Below are 23,570 nucleotides of genomic sequence, written 5' to 3' on the forward strand. Positions count from 1 at the left end.
CAGAGATAATTGAAGTTAGCTGCTATTGATATCGGTTCTAATGCTGTCAGGTGCCAGATCTCAAGTGTTCTGAACCAAAACGGAGATGTTATTTTCAAAAAGGTAGAATACATCCGCTATGCAATTCGGTTTGGAGAAGATGTTTTTAATACTGGTTATATCAGCGATGTCAAAATTGAGAAATTCATTAAACTACTGAAAGCATTTCAGTTGCTGCTCGATGTGCACGATGTGGACCATTACATGATCTGTGCAACCTCCGCTATGCGCTCATCTTTTAATGCTCCTGAAATAATTGAGCGGGTAAGAGAGGAAGTAGGCGTTGAAATAGACGTGATTGATGGAGAAACAGAGGCCGACCTGATCAATAAAGTGATCTTCAACTACCTTGATGAACGAAATTACCTGCACATCGATGTTGGGGGCGGCAGCACAGAGTTCAACATCTATGTGAACCGTGAAAAAATGGCTTCGCATTCTTTTGAGCAGGGCTCTATCCGGCACATGCACAACCGGGATTCCAAGGAACTTTGGGAAAGTATGCGCGAATGGATTGAAACAAACGCAAAGAAATATCATGTTACCCGTGCTATTGGCACAGGTGGCAACATAAACAAGATCTACGATATCTCTGGTAAATCAGGAGGAAAGCCTATTTATCGGAAACAAATAGAAGAAGTAGCCTCCAGGATCGCAGAGATGAGCATGCACGACCGGATTACCAAACTACTCCTCAACCCGGACCGGGCAGATGTGATCATCCCTGCTTCTGAAATCTACTTATCAGCCATGAAATGGGCGAAGCTTGAAAGTATGATCGTGCCGGCAGTGGGCTTAAAAGATGGTATACTACATGCCCTTTACGAGCGCTATCACCCGGAACGTTTTGTGATCAGCAGCATTAGCTAAAAAGCACTTTTAAGTTAAGTGCAACTAAATAAAAAGTGGCTGCTGCTAAAACGTGAGTCAAAGCTGCAGCCACTTATATTACCTGTAATCAGACTAATTCCAGGTTCTCAACTTCCGTATAGTTTTTATTGTAGAAGAGCTTATGCACGTCAACTGTTTCTTCAGTTGAAACAGGGCGCTTCTTAACATAGGTGCCGTCTTCCCGCATAATATAAGAGTTACGGTTATCAAGCAGGTTCCAGTAAAGCATGTTGATCGCTTCCCTTTTCAGTTCATCATTTACAATCAGGAACAGGGCTTCAATTCGGCGGTCAAAGCTTCGTACCATACAATCGGCGCTGCCACTATACAACTTAGGGTCGCCGTTGTTATGGAAGTAATACAGGCGCGTATGCTCCAGGTATTCCCCCACAATGCTTTTAACTGTTATATTCTCGCTCAGGTCTTCGCGCCCCGGACGGAGGCAACAGATGCCGCGCACGATCAGCTTAATAGGAACACCTGCTTTTGAAGCTTTGTACATCTCATCAATTATCTCCCTGTCTTCCAGCGAGTTGATCTTGATCACAATACCACTCTTCAAACCCTTCTTGGCGTTGCGTGCCTCATGCCGGATAAGTTCGATCAGCTGATGTCTCATGCCTTTCGGAGAAGTCATCAGATACTTATACTCATTTGGCCTGGAGTGACCGGTGATTACGTTAAAGAACTCCGATACGTCGTGTGCATATACTTCATTGGTAGTCAGCAGGCTTACATCTGTGTAGTGGCGTGCTGTCTGCTCATTGTAATTACCACTGCCAATGTGCACGTAGCGCGTCACTTTCTCCCCTTCCTTCCGGATGATCATCATCATTTTGGTATGCGTTTTATACTTGCTGATACCATAAATAACAAAGCAACCCGCCTTCTCTAAACGCTCCCCCTCCTTTATATTACGCTCCTCATCGAAGCGTGCCTTTACCTCAAACAGCACCGAAACGTGCTTACCGTTTTCCGCGGCTTTCAGCAAGGCTGCCGTCACCCGCGACTGATCCGCAAGACGATAGATGGTTTGCTTTATACCCAGTACGGACGGATCTTCGGCAGCGCGTTCGAGCAGGCTTACAACCGGTTCCATGCTGTTGTAAGGATGATGAAGCAATACGTCGTGTTCCTTCAGGTATTCGAACAGGTCTACCCCGTCGCTTGGCATACTTAGCGGTAACACTGCCGATGGCTGCTTAAAGCCTTTATCTTTGAACTGCCTGTGGTTGATGATCTGCCACAGCCCACGTAGGTCTATGAGGCTATTTACCGTAAAGATGTTTGCATTGTCAATTGTCCAGCGCTCTTTTAGTATCCGGAGCATAAACTGTGATGGGTTGCGCTCTATCTCGAGGCGAACTACACGTCCTTTCTTTCGGGTTTTGAGCTTCGCTTTGATCTCCTGCACAAAGTCTGCTTCTAAGTCGTCAGACTCTTCCAGGGTAAAGTCTCCGTTTCGGGTAATCCGGAACAGGTTAACGGAAACGATCTCAACATTACGGAAAAGCTTTTTGATTTTACCCCGGATTATCTCCTCGATCGGAACAAACACAAGTTTATCTTTGCGGTTGATCTCGTAGAAACGGGCCAGGTTCTGGGGTATTTGTACAAAAGTTACCCTATCCTGTGCCTTTACTTCTTCGTTTGTGCGTGTAACTACACCAAAGGTCAGGAGCTGGTTCATCAGCAACGGAAACCCATGGTAGTTATCATACACCATGGGTGTAAGTAAAGGATAGATGGTATTCTTGAAGTAACTGTCTACCTTTTTCTTTTCAATCTCTGTCAGGTCACTTACCTTTAAAATATCAAACCCATTCTGCTCAAAAAGGGGCTTTAACTCACTGCTAAAGGTCAGGTATTGGTCGTTAACATAACGATGGGCATAATCCAGTAATTTCTTGCGGAAAGGGAGCTCACGCAGACCTGAATAATCCAGACGCTCTTTACCGTAATCAAGATAATTATACAAACTACCTACCCTGATCATAAAAAACTCATCCAGATTAGATGAGGTAATTGCCAGGAACTTAAGTCTGTCAAAAAAACTCTTATTTGTATCGCGTGCCTGATCCAGTACACGGTAGTTGAAGCGCAACCAGCTAAGGTCGCGGCTGATATATTTACTTCTCTTTATCTGGTCTGAGACCTTATTGATAAGCATGTTCCCTTAGATTTTAATCTTTTAGACCTGAACTAGGTCAATAATACCTCCTAAAACCATAATATAAGCATAAAGTATAGCTATTCCTTTATCTCACAAAGATATTTTACTTAGTCAATTTATTTAAAAAATAGTTAATTTGGTTCTTTGCAAAACTTAACCCTCCGCTGGCGTTGATACTTATGCCCTTTACTACTGCCAATCGCCTGAAGTATACCAAAGCTCTGGTCCTGATCAGCATTGCCGGTACTTTTGCTACAGTTATTACTGGAGCTCTAGGTTGGGGAGAGGTATATCCTTTTGCTACCTGGAAGCTGTACACGCAGCCGCTGGGCAGCAAGCATACTTTTACAGAATTCAGAATTTATACGTTAGCCAAAGGTGAGCAGCACTGGAAACGGCAACCTGTAATTACCAACTCCCCTAATTTTACGCCAGACGAGTATGTGTATACTCTAAATAAACTTATTAGCGCCTCTACTTCCGACTCACCTGATACTACCCTTTTTAAAAGCAAGCTGGAGATATTTGTAAAGTATATCGCGCCGGCAGCTGAGCATTATAAGATTGTGCGCGAAACATACAGCCCACTGGAGTTACTTCAAAATCCACAACACTATGACACCCTCACTGTTATCAGCTTTTAAAGACACAAGCGCTAAAACACAGTCTGAGCAACGTGAGGAAATAGCTCAAAACGTGTTTAACTTTTTTGTGGCGGAAAAAGTTTTAAGGCTTTTTACGTTTCTATGGATTTACTGGACAGTTCAAAAATATATCCTGCTACAGGACCGGCCTGAAGAGATATTCTGGTTTAACGACAAACTTGTAAGCTGGATCATGCCTGCTCTACCAGGGGCATTTCTCTTTTATACAGTAGTAGGCGTAGCCGTGGCTGCTAATTTGTTGCAATTGGTACGGCTACGGAACATGGTCTTACCGCAATTCGTGCTGGCACTGTGCTTAATGTGGCTTAACCTGCCCCATTGGGGTTATGGCTACATTAGCCATGTAAACCACACACTGTTACTTTCACATCTCTTCCTGACCTTTGTTCCTGTAAACCGGCAAACTCTTCTGTCCCCTGATAAATATGTTCATCAAAGTATCAATTGGTTTTATGCCGGTATTCTTTTCACATATACTTTAGCCGGACTCTGGAAGGTACCCTCGCTGCTCTATAAACTGATCACGTTTTCACCGGATGCACATTGGCTGCACCCACACGGTGCTTTGTTCAATGCCTTTGTAAGCTACCGTAATTTTGATCTCGATTTTGAGTTGGCTCCACTATTTACAGAATATACCTTGTTCTGGCAGGTTAGCTTCCTGATAGTAGTTTTTTTACAGTGCATTAGCATTTTCGGAGCAACCCGGCTGCCACTAAGGCCCTGGATCGGTTTGTTGCTGGTAATTTTTCATGTGATGAACATGTTGGTTTTCCTGACCTTTTTTGTAGTGGCTACCATACTTATTATCTGTCTTTTCACACCCTACAGCGTACTTCTTCAGCCGCTTTACAAAAAATATTGTACTATAGTAGTTGTAAGCCCTGAAGCAACTCAGGGGAAGATCGATCAGGAAATTACTCCCTTTGAGGAATATAGAAACAGGTTAAAAAGTACCAACTATTTTTTAGCAGGCATACTTTACTTACCAGGCCTTCGCACCGCCTCCCGCGCCCTTTACTACTTGAAAGCCAAACGATAAGCACAAAACTTCAATTCTCCCGTACCATAAAAGCAAAGCTGAAGCAATATGGTTACACAAGATCATACCCCGGAATTTGCACCTGGATTTCCACCACTTCCACTTGAAGAATGGGAACCTACCAAAGAAACGCTGCACCTCTACATTCAGGTCATTGGAAAGATCAGGTTAGAGTTAATGCCACGCCTCAATCACTGGTGGAATGTAACGCTCTATGTTAACACCCGAGGCCTGGGCACCCGCGCTATACCGTATAAGTTTTTTACGTTCGAGATCAATTTTGATTTTATTGATCACCAACTGGTCATCAGCACCAGTACAGGAGCAGAAGAAAGAGTTATCTTGCAGGATGGATTGAGTGTTTCACAATTCTATACTTCTGTCATGAAGGCGCTTAAAACCTTGGGCATAAGCGTGGAAATCCTGGCAAAACCCTACGATCTCAAAAGCACAGTACCTTTCGCGCAGGACCATACGCACGCCACATACAACCCTGAACAGGTTCATCGGTATTGGCGTGTATTGGTTGTAGTAGACCAGATAATGAAGGAGTTCAGTGGTCGATTTTATGGTAAAACCTGCCCTGTTCAGCTTTACTGGCACCACATGGACCTGGTTGTAACCCGCTTTTCAGGCAAGAGCATCCCGCTAAACGAGGAAGCCAGTGTCATTGAAAAAGACGCTTACTCACATGAAGTGATCAGCTTTGGTTTCTGGCCAGGAGATGACCAGCTTCGCTTTCCAGCATTTTACTCTTACACTTATCCTTCCCCCAACGGAATCGAACTTGAAAAACTAGAGCCCAAACAAGCTCATTGGGTCGATTCAAACGGCAGCCCTATGGCAATCCTGAATTACGAGGAACTACGGCAACTTGACAATCCGCGGCAGCAACTGTTGAATTTTATGGAAAGTGCCTATAAAGCTGGTGCAGAGTTAGCCGGTTGGCCTATAGAGGAGCTGAAAACGATACCGCTTGATGAACTTTAGAAGGGGTTGGTGAGAGTTATGAGTTAACTATCTTAATGAGTAAAAGCTTCATTTAAAGTCGAAGTGCGGGGCAGGACTTTCGAGTTTTTTATACTTCCCAATTTGACTGGTATTTAACATACTAAATCAAGAGTAGTATCAAGGGCAGAATCTGGGTTTAATCGTTTTGCGCAAAGTATACTTATATGTTTGGTTACTGAAGCGTAACAATCTCTAACAGTTTAACCCAAGAAGGATGTTGTATAATCGGGATATAAAACATTGATCAACAGTTGCAGCATTCCTAAAATAAAAAAGGCCAGCTTTCAGCTGGCCTTTTTTATTCAGTAAGTATATTTTACTACACGTCTACGCGTGCATATTTTGCATTACGTTCAATAAAGTCGCGACGTGGTCCAACTTCATCTCCCATCAGCATCGAGAACAAGTGATCTGCTTCGGCAGCAGACTCAATATCTACGCGCTTCAGGCTTCGTGTACTTGGATCCATGGTTGTGCTCCAAAGCTGCTCAGGGTTCATTTCACCAAGACCTTTGTAACGCTGCACACCAACGCTTTCCTCTCGCCCTTTACCCAATTCATGGATAGCCTCGATACGGTCTTGCTCGGTCCAGCAATAGCGCTCTTCTTTTCCTTTCTTAACCAGGTAAAGCGGAGGCAATGCAATGTACACATACCCTTTCTCGATCAACTCCTTCATGTAACGGAAGAAGAAAGTCAGGATCAGTGTACGGATGTGAGATCCGTCCACGTCCGCATCCGTCATGATGATCACCTTATGATAACGAAGCTTAACCATGTTCAACGCCTTGTCATCCTCTGGCGTACCAAAGCTGACACCCAGTGCGGTGATCATGTTCTTGATTTCTTCATTCTCATAGATGCGGTGCTCCTGTGCTTTTTCTACGTTCAGGATCTTACCACGAAGGGGCAGAATAGCCTGGAACTTACGGTCGCGGCCCTGCTTGGCAGAACCACCTGCAGAGTCACCCTCTACCAGGTATATTTCGCAATTCTCAGGATTATTATCTGAACAGTCAGCCAGTTTACCAGGCAAGCTGGTGCTGGAAAGTACGCTCTTACGCTGTACCATCTCACGCGCCTTACGGGCAGCAAAACGGGCTTGTGCAGCAAGAATTACTTTCTGAACGATGATACGGGCTTCTTTCGGGTTTTCCTCCAGGTATTCGTTCAGCATTTCACCAACAGCTATATCCACGGCACCGGAAACTTCAGAGTTTCCTAGTTTGGTTTTAGTCTGCCCTTCAAACTGCGGCTCCTGTACTTTTACAGAGATCACCGCCGTTAAGCCCTCTCTAAAGTCATCACCTGCAATATCTACCTTCACCTTGTCCAGCATACCTGATTTATCAGCGTAAGCTTTCAGGGTACGGGTAAGGGCGCGGCGGAAACCAGCTACGTGGGTACCACCCTCAATGGTGTTAATATTATTTACGTAAGAGAAAATATTCTCTGTGTACGATGTGTTGTACTGCAATGCGATCTCCACTGGCACACCATTCTTCTCGCTCTCTACGTGAATAGGCTCCGGGATCAGGTTCTCCCGGGTTTCGTCCAGGTATGTAACGAATTCCTTCAAACCACCTTCCGACAGGAACGACACTTCTAGTGGCTCCCCCTGCTCATTCAACTCACGCAGATCGCGCAGGTTAATACGAATACCTTTATTCAGGAACGAAAGCTCACGCAGACGGCTGGCAATTGTTTCGTATTTATACTCGGTGCTGGTAAAGATGGAAGCATCCGGCTTGAACTGTACCGTTGTACCTGTTTTCTCAGTGGTTCCAATTTCACGCACAGGATACGCCGGCACACCAATATTATAGTGTTGCTCAAATACCTTCCCGTTACGATGTACGGTAACATGAAGATCTGTGGAAAGTGCATTAACACAGGAAACACCCACGCCGTGCAAACCACCGGAAACCTTATAAGTGTCTTTATCGAATTTACCACCTGCGTGAAGCACCGTCATAACTACCTCAAGGGCAGAACGGCCTTCTTTCTGGTGAAAATCCGTAGGAATACCACGGCCGTTATCCGACACCGTGATAGAATTATCTTCGTTGATCTGTACGTTGATCTCGTCGCAATGACCGGCAAGTGCCTCATCAATAGAGTTATCTACTACCTCCCAAACAAGGTGGTGCAGACCTTTAATGCCGATATCGCCAATGTACATGGCCGGACGCTTTCGAACTGCTTCGAGCCCCTCCAGTACCTGAATGCTATTTGCTGAATAATCGTTAGCTAATTGTTTATCTTCTACTTCACTCATGTGTGTAATTGGGTAGATTGAATAGGTAAAATTACCACTTTTATTTTGTTTATGCTATACTTTTGAAAGGCACTGATAAGGCTTGCCAGCGGGATAGCAGAACCAGCCTTATCTGTGCCGGTACAACAGGCTAAATTTAAACAAATTACAAGTTTAAATAGTGCCTTTCAGGCGCACTCACAACACAGAAAAACACAAATAGCAACTCCCATTTTGATGTACGGGAAATCAACAGATTGAATTCAGTGTGAATGCATATACTTAAAGTAATATTTTACTGAAAAAATGGCAAAAAAATATGGAGCAGCACACTCCTGCGTGCTGCTCCATACATATCTGTTCAGTCTACTGAAGTTTTGCTTTTACTTTTAACCTGGTAATCATCCGGCGGTTAAAGTCATCGTATTCCGGCCCATAGGGGGTGGTATTATCAAGTTCCTCAACACTTACAATTTCGTAGTCTTTGCCTTCATCGCTCATAAGTGCAAGCTTCGCCTTGGCATTCTCCAGGGCTTTCTGCATCATAGTGTGCTGTAGCTTCACCTTCCTGGCAGGGTCTATGAAAGTGCCCATTACATTCAGGTTAAAGGGAAGGTTCTTTTTGAGTAGGTCCTGTGTAATGTTGCTGTACATGGCGCTGTCATTTACCGTAAGCAAATAAGTAACGCTGGTCTGGTACATATCCTTACTTATCTTTTTACCCATTTGCTCCGGCATATAGTTCAGGTAAATGTTCTCGTTGGATTTCACCATACTTGGTACTTCTTTTTTCATTGAGTCTGCCCAAGCTGTAAATTTATCCCGAAGCTCCACAGGCCCATTGTAAGACAGGTTTAACCTGTATCCTGCCTCCGGCGTCTGTTGCTCGTACTCCCCGATCACTTCCAGGTAATTATCCTCTTCTGTGTAAGGGGTGCAACTAACCATTAAACCAAGGCCCAACAGCAAGGCCGGTAGTAGCATTTTTTGTTTTTTCATAGTTGTAGTCAGTGTTATTATTTACAAATTCAAATTGTCCAGAATCATGCCATTTCCACATTCAACTTATTAAATATTTTAAACAGTTTCAGGCAGTCACAAACGGCTTAAACAATGCCTGATACCTAAGCTGCCGATAACTCTTGCCTACCGCTATCGTTACTTTATGTAAATGTTCTATATAAAAGAAGGAGGTAAAACTATGTCAATGAACTTTGAAAATTATTTAAAAGACGGAAAGACCTGGCTGCATGAACTTTGCACTTACCTGGGAATTGATGATGAGCAAAAAGCAGGGCGCATTTTCAGGGCAGTTTTGCACGCTATTCGTGATCGTATTCCCACTGCCGAGGCAATCCACTTTGGGGCACAGTTGCCCATCATCTGGAAAGGAATTTATTATGACGGCTTCAGTACGCACGAACCTGTTCGCATTCGACATGAGGATGAATGGCTGGAGTTTATCCGCACCAAGGATGCCTTTGCGGAAGAAGCTGACTTTCCAACCCTCGATCATGCTTATTATGCTTTCCAGGATGTGATGGCATTCTTGCAAGACCATATTTCAGAAGGACAGTATAAGCAAATTGCGAAAGCCCTGCATTCTGAAATCACGGTACCAATATAAAATAAAAATGCACATTCAAGAGGCCTGACTACTGTCAGGCTTTTTTTATACTCTTAGCACAGTAAAAGCCAGGGCGCTACCTGATATACTGGCACTTGCTGGCCCGAAACAAGTAAGGCTGCAAACAAGTAAGGCAATAGAACTACTAAGCTTCATAAACATTATGCAGGCCTATTTAATTTATACAACAGTTAACTTATAAACAGAAAAAAATGAAGAGAAAAGCTACCGCCGTTTGGCAAGGAACAATTAAGGAAGGCAAAGGACATCTTTCAACACAGACTGGTACACTTAACCAGTCCCAGTATTCCTTTAACTCCCGTTTTGCCGATGGCATTGGTACTAACCCTGAAGAGCTTATTGCTGCTGCACACTCCGGTTGTTTTACAATGAAGCTAAGTGGCAACCTGACAGAAGCAGGCTTCGACCCGGAAAGACTGGAAACCCAATGCACTATTACTTTGGAAAACGGTACGATCACCAGTTCACACCTGGAGGTACATGCCACTGTATCCGGAATTGAAAAAGAGAAGTTTGATGAGCTGGTACATGAAGCAGAAAAGAACTGCCCGGTATCAAAATTATTGAAAGCTGATATTTCAGTTAGCTCAAAGCTAAACGAATAAAATCTTACCATATCCCGGTCACTATTTTCAGCCGGGGTATGGTTTCATACTTTCACAAAGCTAGCCGCTGCCTTGCACTTGATAATCCGCTACCCTACCTTTGCAGCATACAGCGTTGCTACCTTTTCGCCTTGCACTTCCTTTTAGTGTTTCCCTAATGTAGCTCATCGCTTAACTGGTTACCACATAACCTCACCGGCATGAAAAAGCTATTTCTAATTACTTGCCTGTCGTTTTCAATCCTTTCAGGATGTTCTCAGTCAGAAACCCCAGAAGAACACAATAATAACCTTGAGAGCCAGGTAATGGAGGTGCATGATGGAGCTATGGAGCAAATGAACACCATTTACCACTTGCGCAAAGACCTGCGCGCCCTGCGCGACACACTAACAAATCAGGAGGCCGACACAAGTGCCCTTGTACCTATTCAAGTGAACATAACGCAACTGAACGAGGCCGATGAGGCTATGATGAACTGGATGCGACAGTACAAAGCCCCTGTAAACCTGACAGATGAACAGGCAAGGGAATATCTTCAGAATGAGTTGCTAAAAATAGAACGTGTAAAAACCCTTATGGACAGCACCATCCAAGCTGCCCGGTCAATCTATAGAAAGTATGAAAAAAGTGATTCCATTTAAACTCCATATGAACCTCTTTAAATCAGCCTTCACTCTTTTTGCCGTTGCACTTATGAGTAGCTGCAACAACTCTGAAACATCCGAGCAAACCCTGCCTATACTAGGTGAACGTGAAGTGGTGGAGCGAAACGTAAACGGGCAAACGGTGGCGGATACACTCTATCCTCAAATACCTGACTTTTCATTTGTTGACCAGGACAGCCAGCAGGTAACTAACAGCACTTTCGGGGATAAGATATATGTAGCGGATTTCTTCTTTACCACCTGCCCTACTATTTGCCCAAAAATGAAAACGCAGATGCTACGCGTTTACGAGCAGTATAAAGATAACCCGAAGGTGGGGTTCCTGTCCCATACTATAGACCCGAAGCACGATTCTGTGGCAGTGCTTAAAGATTTTGCTGAACGTCTGAACGTAAAGTCAGATAAATGGCATTTTGTAACCGGCGAGAAGGACAGCATTTACGATATCGCCCAATATTACCTGGTTTCGGCTATGGAAGATGGCCAGGAGGCCGGCGGATTTATTCATAGCGGTGCTTTTGTGCTGGTGGACGAGAACCGACATATCCGGGGAGTTTATGATGGCACCGATCCCGCCCAGGTTGACCGCTTAATGAATGATATACCAGTGCTTCTGAAAGAAAAGAAGGATGGCAAAAAGTAAGTTTTCTGTAGGATTGGGGGGTATATGTATACTCCTCACCCTCACGCAATGCTTCACTGAAAAAAGTAATGAAGGCCAACGCCTTTATGAGGCAAACTGCCAGAGTTGCCACATGGAAGATGGTAGTGGCCTGCGGGGTGTTATTCCGCCATTAGCCGGCTCTGATTACATGCAAATTCACCGCAACGAACTCCCATGCCTTATCAGGCATGGCTTAGAGGGCAGCATAACTGTAAACGGAGTAGAATACAACCAGAAAATGTCCGGCCTGGGAACTTTGCGTGAAGATAAAGTCACTAACCTACTCAACTACATCCAAACTAACTTTGGGAACGACAACGAACGCTTTACCATGACTGAAGTAGAAACACTCCTGGAAAGTTGCCCTACAAAACCTCAGTAATTTTATTGGCTTACAGCTTGTGCCTGCACTTCTTCCAGGTCATACCCGGGCATCGCATTAAACCAATCCCGGATCAGGCGATAAGAAATTGAAACCTTTGTTGGCAACCGGAAGGTACCTGCTCTAAGCCCAGCAATGATCTCCTCCCGTGTAAACCACCGGGCATCTTCCATCTCATTATAATTAACCTGAAGGTTCCTGTTCTGAGCAACTGCAGTAAAGCCAATCATAATTGAGCCAGGAAATGGCCACGGCTGTGATGAGTGGTAGTTTATATGTTTTAGTGCTACTCCTGTCTCTTCCTTAGCCTCTCTTGCCACCGCCTGTTCCAGCGTTTCACCCGGCTCCAGAAACCCCGCCAGCGTTGCGTACTGCCCCTTTGGCCACCCCGCCTGACGCCCCAGCAAACAAGAATCACCTTCAGAGATCAGCATTATTACTGCTGCATCTGTGCGCGGAAAATGTAGTTTACCGCACGTACTGTTGCTACATTGACGTACATGCCCAGCCTCCAGGCTAGCAGTCAGGCTCCCACAATCAGGACAGTGCCTGTGGCGCATGTTCCAGTGCACTATACCGCGGGCATAAGCAAGAATGCTACTCTGCTCCTGAGGCAACTCAAGGGCTACCCCTTTCAGATCAAGAAACTGGAAAGAGCTTCCCAGATCATTATTCAACTGTTCCTCCATTGCCTCAAACCCCAGCACAAAATAAGGTACATTGTCAACAGTGCCCAGGTACACGCATGTGTGGGCTGTTTTCTGCAGTCTGGCAGACTGTTCAGCGTTCAATGTAGCAGGCATTACTACTTGATCTGTATCAGTAAATAAATTAGAGGAATCATTCACCACCAGTACAGCAACATTTTCCTGCTGCCAGAACTGCCGGATACGCGCCTCATCTGGCCTTAATTCAGAGAAGCGGTTAAGCGGGTTTTGAGAAAAGTAATTCATACGAAACATGATGTACTTAAGCCCCCAAGTTTACAATTTTTTCATTAGATGGAGCGCCTTTTTAAAGCCGTGATGTAAAACAGCAGCAGAAAATATTCGACAAGGTGTAATTTTTAATAAGATTATCATTTTAAACACCGCTTTGCAGCAGCATTTCGAATCTTATAAACTTATAAGAGTGAATGCAGAAGGCTAATCAGTAAATCTTTAGCACTTACAGAGTTGATCACCCGCCATTTGAATTCCTATTCATTGTCGGGATAAACACATTGCTAAAAAACGTTGTGTATATCAAAACAATGTTTGTGCTATTTTCTGGCTACTAAAGTAAGCTGATAGAATAATTCTGTCACTAATGCCGTATGATAGCAGCAAACCTCTAGCAATGAAACGAAAGCTTATAAGCCGCATCGTTTTGATATTATCGTTTGTGAGTCTTTTTGCAGACATCGCAAGCGAGATGCTATATCCGGTGATGCCGGTATACCTGAATAGTATAGGATTTTCCGTGCTCCTGATCGGTATACTGGAAGGAGTGGCACAGGGGGCGGCGGGACTCAGCAAAGGATATTTTGGGAGGCTATCTGATAGAACTGGCCGGCGACTTCCTTTCATCAGGTGGGGCTACCTGTTGGCTGCTCTTTCAAAACCGCTGCTGGCACTTTCCACTGTTCCGCTTTGGGTTTTTGGCGCTCGCACCCTCGATCGCCTTGGCAAAGGTCTTCGCACTGGTGCCCGCGATGCCTTGCTTTCAGATGAATCTAGTCCGGAAACCAAAGGGCGGATATTTGGCTTCCATCGCTCCATGGATACACTTGGTGCCAGCATCGGTCCAAGTATTGCCTTAATTTATTTATACCTGCATCCGGGCCAGTATAAGCCTCTTTTTTATTACGCCTTTTTACCAGGACTGGTATCCGTACTATTGCTTTTGTTGCTAAGGGAAAAGAGAAAACAAGTGAAGCCAGCTGCAGCAAAGGGCAAGTATAATTTCTTTGATTTTATACACTACTGGCAAGAGAGCCCTGCAGCTTACAGGCGGCTTGTTATAGGCTTTTTGCTGTTCGCACTCTTTAACAGCAGCGACTTTTTTTTACTGCTCAGGATGAAAGAAGCCGGCTTCGACGATACACACCTGATCGGCTTATATATTCTCTACAATCTGATCTACGCTTTAACATCTTACCCCATGGGAATGGTTGCAGATAAGTGGGGCTTGAAACGAGTGTACCTGTCAGGTCTTGGTTTATTTGTGCTTGTATACTTTGGGATGGCCTCGTTACAGGTGTCCTGGGTATACTTGCCGCTTATTTTTTTATATGGTCTTTTCGCAGCTGCCACAGAAGGCATTTCCAAAGCCTGGATTTCAAACATTTGCGCTCCAGAAGACACAGCCACCGCTATCGGGACATATACTGCTTTTGAAAGCGTAGCGACTTTGTTCGCCTCTGCCCTGGCAGGATTACTTTGGCAACTATATGGTGCAGCAACCACATTTCTAGCTTCTGGGCTCATCGCCTTTTTTGTGATCGTATACCTGGCGTTTGCATCAAGTTCACCTGTTTATGAAGCAAACAGAAGAAATAATAAATAGTACATGTAAGCATGTAACTGCATACTTGCCACCTTTCCATGTAGGATTCTATCAGCAATGTCCAGTTAACGCACTGAGCAAACTAAAAGAAGATAAGTACAATTAAATCAAATTCCCGTTCACACAGTTTCATCTTAAGGCAACTCTATTCTCTTTGTTCATTTTAATGCATTACCAATTAAGACAGAACCACTAACCTACCCCGGCAAACATCTGCACACCAACAACATACATAAATATGAAGCAAGTATACTAAGAAGACACCTGTAGTAATTTGCGTCTTTTCGGGCATGCGGATACGGTATTTTGCTGAAAAAGTTTCAGGAAGAACAATATATATTCAGAATATTAGTTTTAACATATAACTACATCGTACTATTTAATACAAAGTCAGGCAAGTAACTTAAGCTATACTATTCAAGATAAATTCCTGGTAATAGACGGTGCTGTTGAAGGATCCGCGGAGTCTGCTATTGAGTTATACTCTTTAAGCATTTTGAGAAAAGTCTTTACCATTGCCCGTAAAGCCAACAGTTGATGTAAAGCTACCATCGTGAGTAGCAGTAACGTATTTTAATTTAGTACCCAAATCAATGATTATCACATCTATCCTAACCCTAATCGGCATATTCGGCACGCTGGCTATTGTTGCTTGTTTAAAACAGATGGAAGATGGCATGGTTGAACTTCAGGAGCAACTAAAGGCACCTATCTGTCCTGTTTGCCATATTCCACACACAAATTCAAAAGAAAAAGACTTTTATCTGAGATTAAAGAGAACCACTAAATATTGTAGCCGCAAAAGAAAGGCAATCAGCAAATACTGTATTTTAAAAAAGTAGCGGTTTTTATACTCAACCGGTTCGAAAGGAATTTTAATAACAAAAAAGCCCCTCTAAACGTGTTAGAGAGGCTTTCCAGTGATCCCGTTTGGATTCGAACCAAAGACCTACTGCTTAGAAGCGGCAAACAATAGTACTTTTTTAATTTTATTTACTTTTACTTATTTTGTATTTTGCTGATTAACAACATATTACACAATATTTAATTTTATGTAATTATTGCTATTCTAGGCTTTTGTGTGCAAATTGTGTGCACAAAACTACTCCGATAATAGCTATGATAACCGCATCAACCTCCATTATGTTAGACACCAGACGACCTTTAAAAGACGGTACGTTTCGTGTAAAGTTAAGGGTTACCTACCAAAGGGAACGAAAATACTACGGCACTCAATATACCCTTTTTGAGGAAGACTTCTCAAGGGTTCAGGGGGACAAGCCGAGGGGCAGGTACAAAGAAATTCAATTGTCACTTCAGGCCGTGGAACAGAAGGCGGTCCGTATTATTGATAAGATGCCTTTCTTCACTTTCGATGCATTTGACAGAAAGTTTCTTGATCTGCCAGCAAGAACCGATGTATTCGCTGCCTACGAACAGAGCATTAAGCAACTAAGCGAGAATGGACAGGCGGCCAATGCAAACTTCTACGAAACCGCCTATTTCTCACTTATCTCTTTCATGCTCAAGGAGCCTCCCATCAACCGAAGGAGACTTTCCATTCAGAAATCTAAGGAAAGAAAACAGGACCTGGTGAGAAGGAAAAAGCCGCTGCCTTTTACCGATGTTACCGTAGACTTTCTAAACAGTTATGAAAAGTGGATGCTTAGTCGCAAAAAAACCCTAACGACTGTCAGCATGTACCTGCGCACGCTCCGCACCCTCTTCAATGACCTTATAGACGCTGGTGATTTAAGCAGGGACCTCTACCCCTTCGGGCGAAGGAAGTACAGAATGCCGGCAAGTAAGAATGTTAAAAAAGCCCTGACACTCTCCGATGTGGAGAAAATTTACAACTACCATCCCGTGCACGATAGCCAGGCTAAGGCCCGTGATTTTTGGATCTTCTCCTACCTTTGTAATGGCATCAACGTCAAAGATATCGCCAGGTTAAAATATAAGCAACTGAGTCGGGAGAGCATCACCTTTATCCGGGCCAAGACGGAACGTACCACCCGCCATGCCCTCAAGCCAATAGTGGCCATGCGCACTCCAGAAATAAATCGCATCATCAAGCGGTGGGGCAATAAACCAACCTCTCCGGATACTTACGTCTTTCCTATTTTGAGGGAGGACATAACTCCTGAACAAGAGTTGGCCTTTGTCAGGCAGACAGTCAAAACCATCAACCTCTATATCAAGCGTGTCGCCGCCGAAGTGGGCATTGAGCATAACGTGACCACCTATACTGCCAGACACACCTTCTCCACTGTCCTCAAGCGCGCCGGTGCGCCTACAGAGTTCATATCCGAATCACTCGGTCACAGTAACCTTAAGACCACTGAATTCTACCTTGATAGTTTTGAGGATGATGTGAAGCGGCAATACGCAGCCCATCTCACGGCGTTCATTAAATAAGTAGACAAGTACCAATATGCCCTTCGACTTCTAAGAAAATAAGCTTACAGCTAACTAAGCACTTTACAGACCCATTAGGAAGAATAATCAAGTCATCCACTTTTTTACTCTTTCTTGTCAAAGTGCTTAATTACCCAGCAAAGTCAGAGTAAGCTAGAAGGTCAATGAATTCTAAACATTAAGTACCTACACGAGCAAAAGGGCAGGATAATACAAGTCCCCATTTTCCAAATAATTATAAATTTGAAAAACTTACTACTCCAACTTGCAAAACACAAATTTTAAATTTACATCTTCTGAACAAGGTCTCATTATAGTAACAGCAGCATAAACAAGGTTTTCATTAGGTTTACTTCAACAGGCAGCCGCACGAGGCATCCCACAAACACATTGGGCAGCGTTCCTGCGCCACGTTTACCCTTTACTGTCTTCCTGTATGAAGAGAAGTAGTTTACAATTATTTATAGCACCACGAAGCTATGTCAAGTGCTAACATTCATCTCTTTACATTTAACTCAAATATTCATTCTACCATAAAATGAAGCACATTTTTATATTATTTCTTTTATTTGGAATTCTTTTCTTTCCCCAAGCTAAGGCACAGAAACTAGCCCGTCGTGCTTACCTTGGTCTTTCTACTACTTCCCTCCCCGATACTATTGCTACTGCACATGAATTAAAAAACGGAGTATTAGTGACAGCCATTGCAGCTGGCTCCACTGCTAAAATGATAGGCATTGAAATAAACGATATTATTCTCTCAATCAACCAAAAGCAGGTAATTAATCCGATTGCAATAGAAGGGCTAGGTAAAACGCTTTACCCAAACCAGGTAGTAACAGTACAACTGATCAGGGATACCAAAAGAAAAACTATAAAGGGAAGAGCAGTTGGGCGTCCCCCTGTGGAAGAGCCCGACACTAATACAAACATAGTTTACAGCCAGGTACCTTTTAGGGGTGGCCAGCTACGTACCATTACCTACAAACCAAATAATGCGGGTAAAAGCCCCGCCATTCTCTTCATTCCTGGTTTTCCTTGCCGCTCTATTGAGGATTACTACAAGACTTCCTACGGCCAACTTATAAAAGGCTGGAGTAAGCTTGGCTATATTGTTATGCTTGTAGAAAAACCAGGCCTGGGAGACAATGACAATACTCCGGATTGTATGCAAATTGATTTGTACACTGAAATTGAGGCTTTTGAACAGGGTCTTTTAGAGCTGAAGCGACTCCAAGCGGTTGACCACGACAATATATTTATCTTCGGCCACTCCATGGGTGGGATTATTGCCCCTGTCCTTAGCCAGAAACACAGCTTGAAAGGGGTGATGGTATACGGAAGTCCATACCGTCCATGGTTCGAATTTGCTGCAGATATGTTCCGCTTTCAAAAACCATTAACAGGTACAGATTACATAGATAGTGAGGTAACGATGAGACAGCTGCACCATGTACTGTATCGTTATTTCGTTTTAAAACAACACCCGAGTACCATCGCTGCTGCAGACCCTGCCTTTCAAAAGATCTTACAAGAGGAGTTTCAATATAATGGCGGCGATGAGTTCTGGTCAAGGGACTACCGCTATTGGCAGCAAATTGACGAAATCAACCTTACCAAAGCATGGGCCGAAACAGAAGAACACGTTCTTTCCATCTGGGGCGAATTTGACTTTGAAGTAGTCAATGCAGAAGACCACAAACACATTGTCGAGATAGTAAATCACTACCATCCGGGACATGCTACCTTCTTAACAATGCCAAAAACAAATCACTCCTTTATTACAGTGCCTGGCATGAAGGAGGGTGTAGAACTAATGGGTAAGCGTGACCAGCTATACAATAGAACCCACTTCAACACAAAACTTATTGAAGACACAGACGCCTGGATGAAGAAAATTATGACCAATAAACTGAATTAAGGTTTTATAAGTAACATCTCAGAATACTGGATTTATTTCTTACAGATGCGCCTGTAAAAAAATATAGACTTGCAGTGGATATAACTCCTTCACGTCTCTAGAATAAGTTATAGACAAGGATATAAGCCCCCAAAATAGAACAAAGAAAAAGAATATCATTCGAGAATTGGTGTGCCTGTACATCTGTTTCACTACTGTCTCCTTTGCGCCGGAATGCGACCTAAAATAGAGCAGGAGCCCAATGTCTTCCTCAAAGGCTATGTGGATGCAACCAATGCTCACAATTTTACTAATGTACTGCTACTGCCAGCGGCGGTATACTGGTTTAATAAGAACTAGTGAGAGGGCATTGCTGCCATAAAAGTTGGTTTTGAGGTTTTATGGAATTACCTGCCTAACGAAGTCTATGGTATTGAAATCATCTAATAGCTTACCATTGAGAAGAAGAGTGCCACTAGCATTTGCGAGTCAGATCAGATACACTCCTACTCCTCTTCGTTCGATTACTAAACCATACTTATAAAAGTACTGGGTAACTCTCAAACTGGTGTAGGTCCGAAAAGAACAGAATTTACGAATTCCAGATGCGTAAAGAATGACCTTTATTGAGTTCATTAATAAAAGAATACATGCCACTAGCGATGAAATTCAGCATGTAAGTATGTAATGCGTAATTAATAATTCAGCTATCTTTCATTCCACCTGATAGTACACCCTATTCATTGTCTTCCGCTACGTGTATCATCTCACAGTTGAAGCAATACCAATCCACTCCCCATCCAAAACCCTGCAGAAGAAACCATGAAGACTTTTTCCGTCTAGAACAGCTTAATTTCTCAAAACAATAAGCCAGAAAATCACAACAAAAGTAAAACTGGAATATTTTATTTTTGTATACTCTTATTCCTACAATGACTATTGAATTAGTAAGCTTTTTGTAAAAGGCAGGACAACCCTTCCATAGTCAAAAACTAGTAGGTGATTGGGAAAAGACAGATGAGTCAGTGCACTCAAAACCATAATTCATCAGTAATAAACCATTAAAAACCACGATATGAGACAATTTACCAAAGTTCTACTAATTGACGATGACCCTGTCACTACGTTCTTTAATGAGTGCTTGATTCGCAGGTCAGGAATCAGTCAGGAAGTTGATACCACCACTAGTGAACAGGAAGGACTTGTTTGGATCTATGCAAATTGCCAAGCAGATCCAGGAGCCCGGAAACAGAAAACAGATGTGTTGATCTTTTCAGACCTTAGTATGATAGCCAGGAATGGGTTTACACTCTTAAACAATGTGCTGGAGCTTGAGAAAGAAAGGGTAATAGAGGCCCCCACCCTATACTTTCTAGCTTCATCTGAAGAACTGGACAAACGGGTCACATGTGCTTACTACCCTGTTCAAGGATGTTTAGCCAAGGCCTTAACAGAGGAAGATATTAACCTATTACTATAGCACAGTTCCAAGTTTGTTGCTGTTCATTGCCTTCTCCATGGATATAGGCTATTTACAAACCATTTGGTTTATACCTAGCAGTTGAATTCGCACATAATTTGCTGTTTCTAGCCCCTCATCTACTCCAACAGACCTACGTAAATACGTTCTTTCTTTCAGGCAATTTTTATACCCTTTTGCCTGTTTAAGCAAACCCTGCTGTCCCCCTCCTTGATAAGCTGACACGGCTTACACAGCCTACCAGGTGCAGCTTATATGGATCAAAGTATGTTTTACTTCACCCACACATTATAACTTCATCCATACAGGTTTGTGTCAAGAATCAGCTATACTGCTTTTACAGTTAAGCATGCCAAACAACAAGTACTGCGGTAGCAAATGTTTGTTTGAAAAACAGAAAAACCCGAACTATGATTACGTTAAAATAAGTGTCATTAACTAGCAAGGTCCCTATTTTTTTACATACAGAAGGTAACACCATTCCTGTAAACCCTAAACTTACTCATTAGGTACAGTTGATTTTTAAAATTGCTTTCACCGGATAACCGCCTCTACAAATTGCTCAATGAGTTCTTACTATGGCAGGGTGCTTCGTATAGGTCAAAAAACGAGAAGCCCGCTTATAAGTAAGGGGCTTCTCTACTAACTACTTACTAACTGCCAGGGAGTGGAGTACAATTTTATCCCTAGAGCAATTATCTAATCTATAGCAAAGGTAAAGCCTACTTATCAGCTTTTGCTTGTATCTTCCTGTCCTTTCGATATTGAATGGCTACTACTTCCACCTAATGCGTATAGCTCGAAAAAAGTCGGTTCCGTATGATGGCAAAGAATAAATATTCCCGACAAATTCGGGTCTTACCGTGGTGCTCTATTTTAGAAAGATCCTAAACGACTCCACTCATCTTAATGTTTTTAACAGGTGATTTCAATCCCTCCTTCCTGATAGATGGCAACAGACTTATATTTGAATGATAGGAGCGAGTCACTTCCTGATTCCTCTGAATTTTTACATTGATCAAGTCACATACGCAGGTTCACTGACTGACTATTGCTTTAGACGTGAAGCGGAAGCCACGAGATCTCCCACATAGAAACCTTTTAAGGATCCATCGAGCTCACATATCTTAAAACAGCTTAAGAATAAGTAAACAGGAACAAATCTCTAAGTAATTAGCCAGTTAATGGGGTTGCAACAGATCTCTCACCGGGCGTTCGTTCATGTCAATGTAGGTTTTCCACGTAGACTTTTCTCTTGATAGCTACATTTAGGGAGTGATCGACTCATTGAATAGCAGGTACTCTTCTGACGTGATATTATACGTTCTCCCAGCGATATCATAACAAGTTCGCCCTTCAGCTTCATACTTTATAGATTCTACCCAAATCCCGGACTCAAACAAGCAAAAAATTCATGAGCTGGCTTCCAGGGTAAACCGAAATACATTGGGAGTGCCCTTTTTTGACAGGATTTGACAAACAAGTAACAGGGGAACGTGCTACCTTTGAGGTAATTCAACTACAGGAAGGGATTCCATTGTGATACCAAGGGATATTTGCTGACGCAACTGAGACAGAGGTCTCTTATCGGAGTGGTTACCCCTCGCGGGGAATGCTTGTTTAAGGTGAGATGTGAACGCGTTACCACTCCGAACCTTCTGGTCTTTACTTATCCTTCCACCCGGCACAGGTAGTGGCTAACATTTTCCATGGCACGTACCATTTAATACCCCTTTTAAAGGCCTGAACAGGACTTCTGTACGCTGCCCTGCACCTTCACAGTAATACCATTAAGCTGGAGAAATAGAAGGAAGCTGTCAAAGGAGGAATGTTTTCAGGGGACTGATTAAGTGCGGACTGCTGTAGGAGAAGCAGGCATGATCAAAATTGAAGAGACTGTAAAATAAACTGTGTCAAAGGATTAGGAGTATTACCTTTAACACAGTTGACATGGAAGAAAAAAACGAGCTGGATCTGGAAAAGATCAAGCGCCAGTTCCTGGAAGAGTTTAGGAGCGGCAAACCCACCTTTGGCAAAGACGGCGCCTTAGGCCCTCTGTTAAAACATTTCTTAGAAGCCGCTTTGGACGCGGAGATGGACCTGCACTTGGACGCTGAGCAGCGCCAGCAAGGCAACCGCCGCAACGGCAAAGTATCAAAGCAAGTTCGCACCTCAGATGGAATGATTGAAGTAGAATCATCCCGCGATCGCTCGGCAAGCTTTGAGCCGCAGATCATCCGCAAACGGGAGACGGTGCTGGCCGAGAACCTGGAGCCCCGCATTTTGAGTATGTACGGTTTGGGCATGAGCCTTCGGGACATCTCTTCGCATCTGAAGGAGATGTATGACATGGACATCTCCCACGACACCTTAGCCGCCCTCACCGAGAAGATCGTGCCCCAGGTCAAGGAATGGCAGGCCCGGCCATTGGATGGGCTCTACTGCATTGTCTGGCTAGACGCCATGCACTACAAGGTCAGACAGGAAGGGCGCACCATCTCTAAAGCTGTCTACAATATTCTGGGCATTGACCGCCACGGCCACAAAGAGCTGCTGGGCGTGTATGTATCCGAAAGCGAAGGGGCTACTTTCTGGCTCTCGGTACTTACCGATCTGCAGCAGCGGGGCGTGGAAGATATGCTCATCGCCTGCATTGACAACCTCAAGGGCTTTGCCGAGGCCATCACAAGTGTTTTCCCCCAGACCGAGGTGCAGAGCTGTATCGTGCACCAGATCCGCAACAGCATCAAGTATGTGGGCTCTAAGGACCAGAAAGAATTCATCAGAGACTTAAAGCCCGTGTACCGGGCAGAAACAAAGGAATTGGCCGAGCTGCGGCTATTGGAGTTGGAGGAGAAGTGGGGTAAAAAGTACCCCAAGGTGCTCGAGAGCTGGCAGCGAAACTGGGACAAACTGAGCACGTACTTTAAGTACACCGAGCCGATCAGAAGGCTGATCTATACCACAAACACGATTGAAGGCTTTCACCGCCAGGTCAGGAAGGTGACCAAGACCAAAGGAGCTTTCTCAACGGATATGGCTTTGCTAAAACTGATTTACCTGTCTCACCAGAACATCAGCAAAAAATGGGTCATGCCGCTAAGCAACTGGAGCCAGACGGCCCAGCAACTCTCTATCTGGTTTGGGGACAGAATGCAGCTGGACTTGAAGTGAGACGCACTT

Annotated in this window: 19 protein-coding genes; 14 read left to right on the forward strand and 5 right to left on the reverse strand. The window is 43.7% G+C overall.

What is annotated here, in order from left to right:
* Positions 1-9 precede the first annotated feature (9 nt).
* Positions 10-909, forward strand: coding sequence for a Ppx/GppA phosphatase family protein (locus ACSX1A_RS10290; protein WP_439879568.1), 900 nt, complete (start codon positions 10-12; stop codon positions 907-909).
* Between the two features lie 88 nt (positions 910-997).
* Here ACSX1A_RS10290 and ppk1 read toward each other — a convergent pair whose 3' ends face one another.
* Positions 998-3,100 carry a polyphosphate kinase 1 gene (gene ppk1 / locus ACSX1A_RS10295; RefSeq protein ID WP_439879569.1) on the reverse strand — a complete coding sequence of 701 codons (2,103 nt, stop codon included), beginning with the start codon at positions 3,098-3,100 and terminating at the stop codon, positions 998-1,000.
* Between the two features lie 182 nt (positions 3,101-3,282).
* Here ppk1 and ACSX1A_RS10300 point away from each other — a divergent pair, with 182 nt between their 5' ends.
* The 3 genes from ACSX1A_RS10300 to ACSX1A_RS10310 are packed head-to-tail and all read left to right on the forward strand — an operon-like array spanning position 3,283 to position 5,800.
* Positions 3,283-3,747, forward strand: coding sequence for a hypothetical protein (locus ACSX1A_RS10300; protein ID WP_439879570.1), 465 nt, complete (start codon positions 3,283-3,285; stop codon positions 3,745-3,747).
* Positions 3,719-4,810, forward strand: coding sequence for a hypothetical protein (locus tag ACSX1A_RS10305; protein ID WP_439879571.1), 1,092 nt, complete (start codon positions 3,719-3,721; stop codon positions 4,808-4,810). Before ACSX1A_RS10300 ends, ACSX1A_RS10305 begins: the two co-directional genes overlap by 29 nt.
* Before the next feature lie 48 nt (positions 4,811-4,858).
* Complete coding sequence (locus tag ACSX1A_RS10310) at positions 4,859-5,800, forward strand: DUF5996 family protein (protein WP_439879572.1); 942 nt, start codon at positions 4,859-4,861, stop codon at positions 5,798-5,800.
* 340 nt (positions 5,801-6,140) lie between these two features.
* Here ACSX1A_RS10310 and gyrB read toward each other — a convergent pair whose 3' ends face one another.
* Complete coding sequence (gyrB, locus tag ACSX1A_RS10315; RefSeq protein WP_439879573.1) at positions 6,141-8,099, reverse strand: DNA topoisomerase (ATP-hydrolyzing) subunit B; 1,959 nt, start codon at positions 8,097-8,099, stop codon at positions 6,141-6,143.
* Between the two features lie 345 nt (positions 8,100-8,444).
* Positions 8,445-9,077, reverse strand: a complete 633-nt coding sequence (locus tag ACSX1A_RS10320) for an SIMPL domain-containing protein (RefSeq protein WP_439879574.1) — start codon at positions 9,075-9,077, stop codon at positions 8,445-8,447.
* Between the two features lie 202 nt (positions 9,078-9,279).
* On the opposite strand from ACSX1A_RS10320, the gene ACSX1A_RS10325 reads away from it, so the two are divergent.
* From ACSX1A_RS10325 to ACSX1A_RS10345, 5 genes are all read left to right on the forward strand, one after another.
* Positions 9,280-9,705: a DUF2267 domain-containing protein gene (locus tag ACSX1A_RS10325; RefSeq protein ID WP_439879575.1), complete on the forward strand. Its 426-nt coding sequence runs from the start codon at positions 9,280-9,282 to the stop codon at positions 9,703-9,705.
* A 212-nt stretch (positions 9,706-9,917) separates the two neighbouring features.
* Complete coding sequence (locus ACSX1A_RS10330) at positions 9,918-10,331, forward strand: OsmC family protein (RefSeq protein WP_439879576.1); 414 nt, start codon at positions 9,918-9,920, stop codon at positions 10,329-10,331.
* Positions 10,332-10,531: 200 nt separating this feature from the next.
* Positions 10,532-10,972, forward strand: coding sequence for a hypothetical protein (locus tag ACSX1A_RS10335; RefSeq protein WP_439879577.1), 441 nt, complete (start codon positions 10,532-10,534; stop codon positions 10,970-10,972).
* Complete coding sequence (locus ACSX1A_RS10340) at positions 10,950-11,639, forward strand: SCO family protein (RefSeq protein WP_439879578.1); 690 nt, start codon at positions 10,950-10,952, stop codon at positions 11,637-11,639. Before ACSX1A_RS10335 ends, ACSX1A_RS10340 begins: the two co-directional genes overlap by 23 nt.
* Positions 11,626-12,042, forward strand: coding sequence for a c-type cytochrome (locus ACSX1A_RS10345; protein WP_439879579.1), 417 nt, complete (start codon positions 11,626-11,628; stop codon positions 12,040-12,042). Before ACSX1A_RS10340 ends, ACSX1A_RS10345 begins: the two co-directional genes overlap by 14 nt.
* Positions 12,043-12,044: 2 nt before the next feature.
* Here the strand turns inward: ACSX1A_RS10345 and nudC are convergent, their stop codons facing one another.
* Positions 12,045-12,995, reverse strand: a complete 951-nt coding sequence (nudC, locus tag ACSX1A_RS10350) for an NAD(+) diphosphatase (RefSeq protein ID WP_439879580.1) — start codon at positions 12,993-12,995, stop codon at positions 12,045-12,047.
* A 385-nt stretch (positions 12,996-13,380) separates the two neighbouring features.
* Between nudC and ACSX1A_RS10355 the strand changes: the two genes are divergently transcribed.
* Complete coding sequence (locus tag ACSX1A_RS10355) at positions 13,381-14,589, forward strand: MFS transporter (protein ID WP_439879581.1); 1,209 nt, start codon at positions 13,381-13,383, stop codon at positions 14,587-14,589.
* A 487-nt stretch (positions 14,590-15,076) separates the two neighbouring features.
* Here the strand turns inward: ACSX1A_RS10355 and ACSX1A_RS10360 are convergent, their stop codons facing one another.
* Positions 15,077-15,268: a hypothetical protein gene (locus tag ACSX1A_RS10360; RefSeq protein WP_439879582.1), complete on the reverse strand. Its 192-nt coding sequence runs from the start codon at positions 15,266-15,268 to the stop codon at positions 15,077-15,079.
* A gap of 440 nt (positions 15,269-15,708) precedes the next feature.
* Here ACSX1A_RS10360 and ACSX1A_RS10365 point away from each other — a divergent pair, with 440 nt between their 5' ends.
* The 4 genes from ACSX1A_RS10365 to ACSX1A_RS10380 all read left to right on the forward strand — a co-directional run bounded on the left by ACSX1A_RS10365 (position 15,709) and on the right by ACSX1A_RS10380 (position 23,561).
* Complete coding sequence (locus tag ACSX1A_RS10365; RefSeq protein ID WP_439879583.1) at positions 15,709-17,007, forward strand: tyrosine-type recombinase/integrase; 1,299 nt, start codon at positions 15,709-15,711, stop codon at positions 17,005-17,007.
* A gap of 538 nt (positions 17,008-17,545) precedes the next feature.
* A complete protein-coding gene (locus ACSX1A_RS10370; RefSeq protein WP_439879584.1) occupies positions 17,546-18,928 on the forward strand; it encodes an alpha/beta fold hydrolase in 1,383 nt (460 codons plus the stop codon).
* A gap of 1,054 nt (positions 18,929-19,982) precedes the next feature.
* On the forward strand, positions 19,983-20,387 hold the full coding sequence (locus ACSX1A_RS10375; RefSeq protein WP_439879585.1) for a hypothetical protein: 405 nt from the start codon (positions 19,983-19,985) through the stop codon (positions 20,385-20,387).
* Positions 20,388-22,337: 1,950 nt separating this feature from the next.
* Positions 22,338-23,561, forward strand: a complete 1,224-nt coding sequence (locus tag ACSX1A_RS10380) for an IS256 family transposase (RefSeq protein WP_439879586.1) — start codon at positions 22,338-22,340, stop codon at positions 23,559-23,561.
* The last annotated feature ends 9 nt before the right edge of the window (positions 23,562-23,570 follow it).

Source organism: Pontibacter sp. MBLB2868 (assembly GCF_051904785.1).
In the GTDB taxonomy this organism is placed as follows: domain Bacteria; phylum Bacteroidota; class Bacteroidia; order Cytophagales; family Hymenobacteraceae; genus Pontibacter.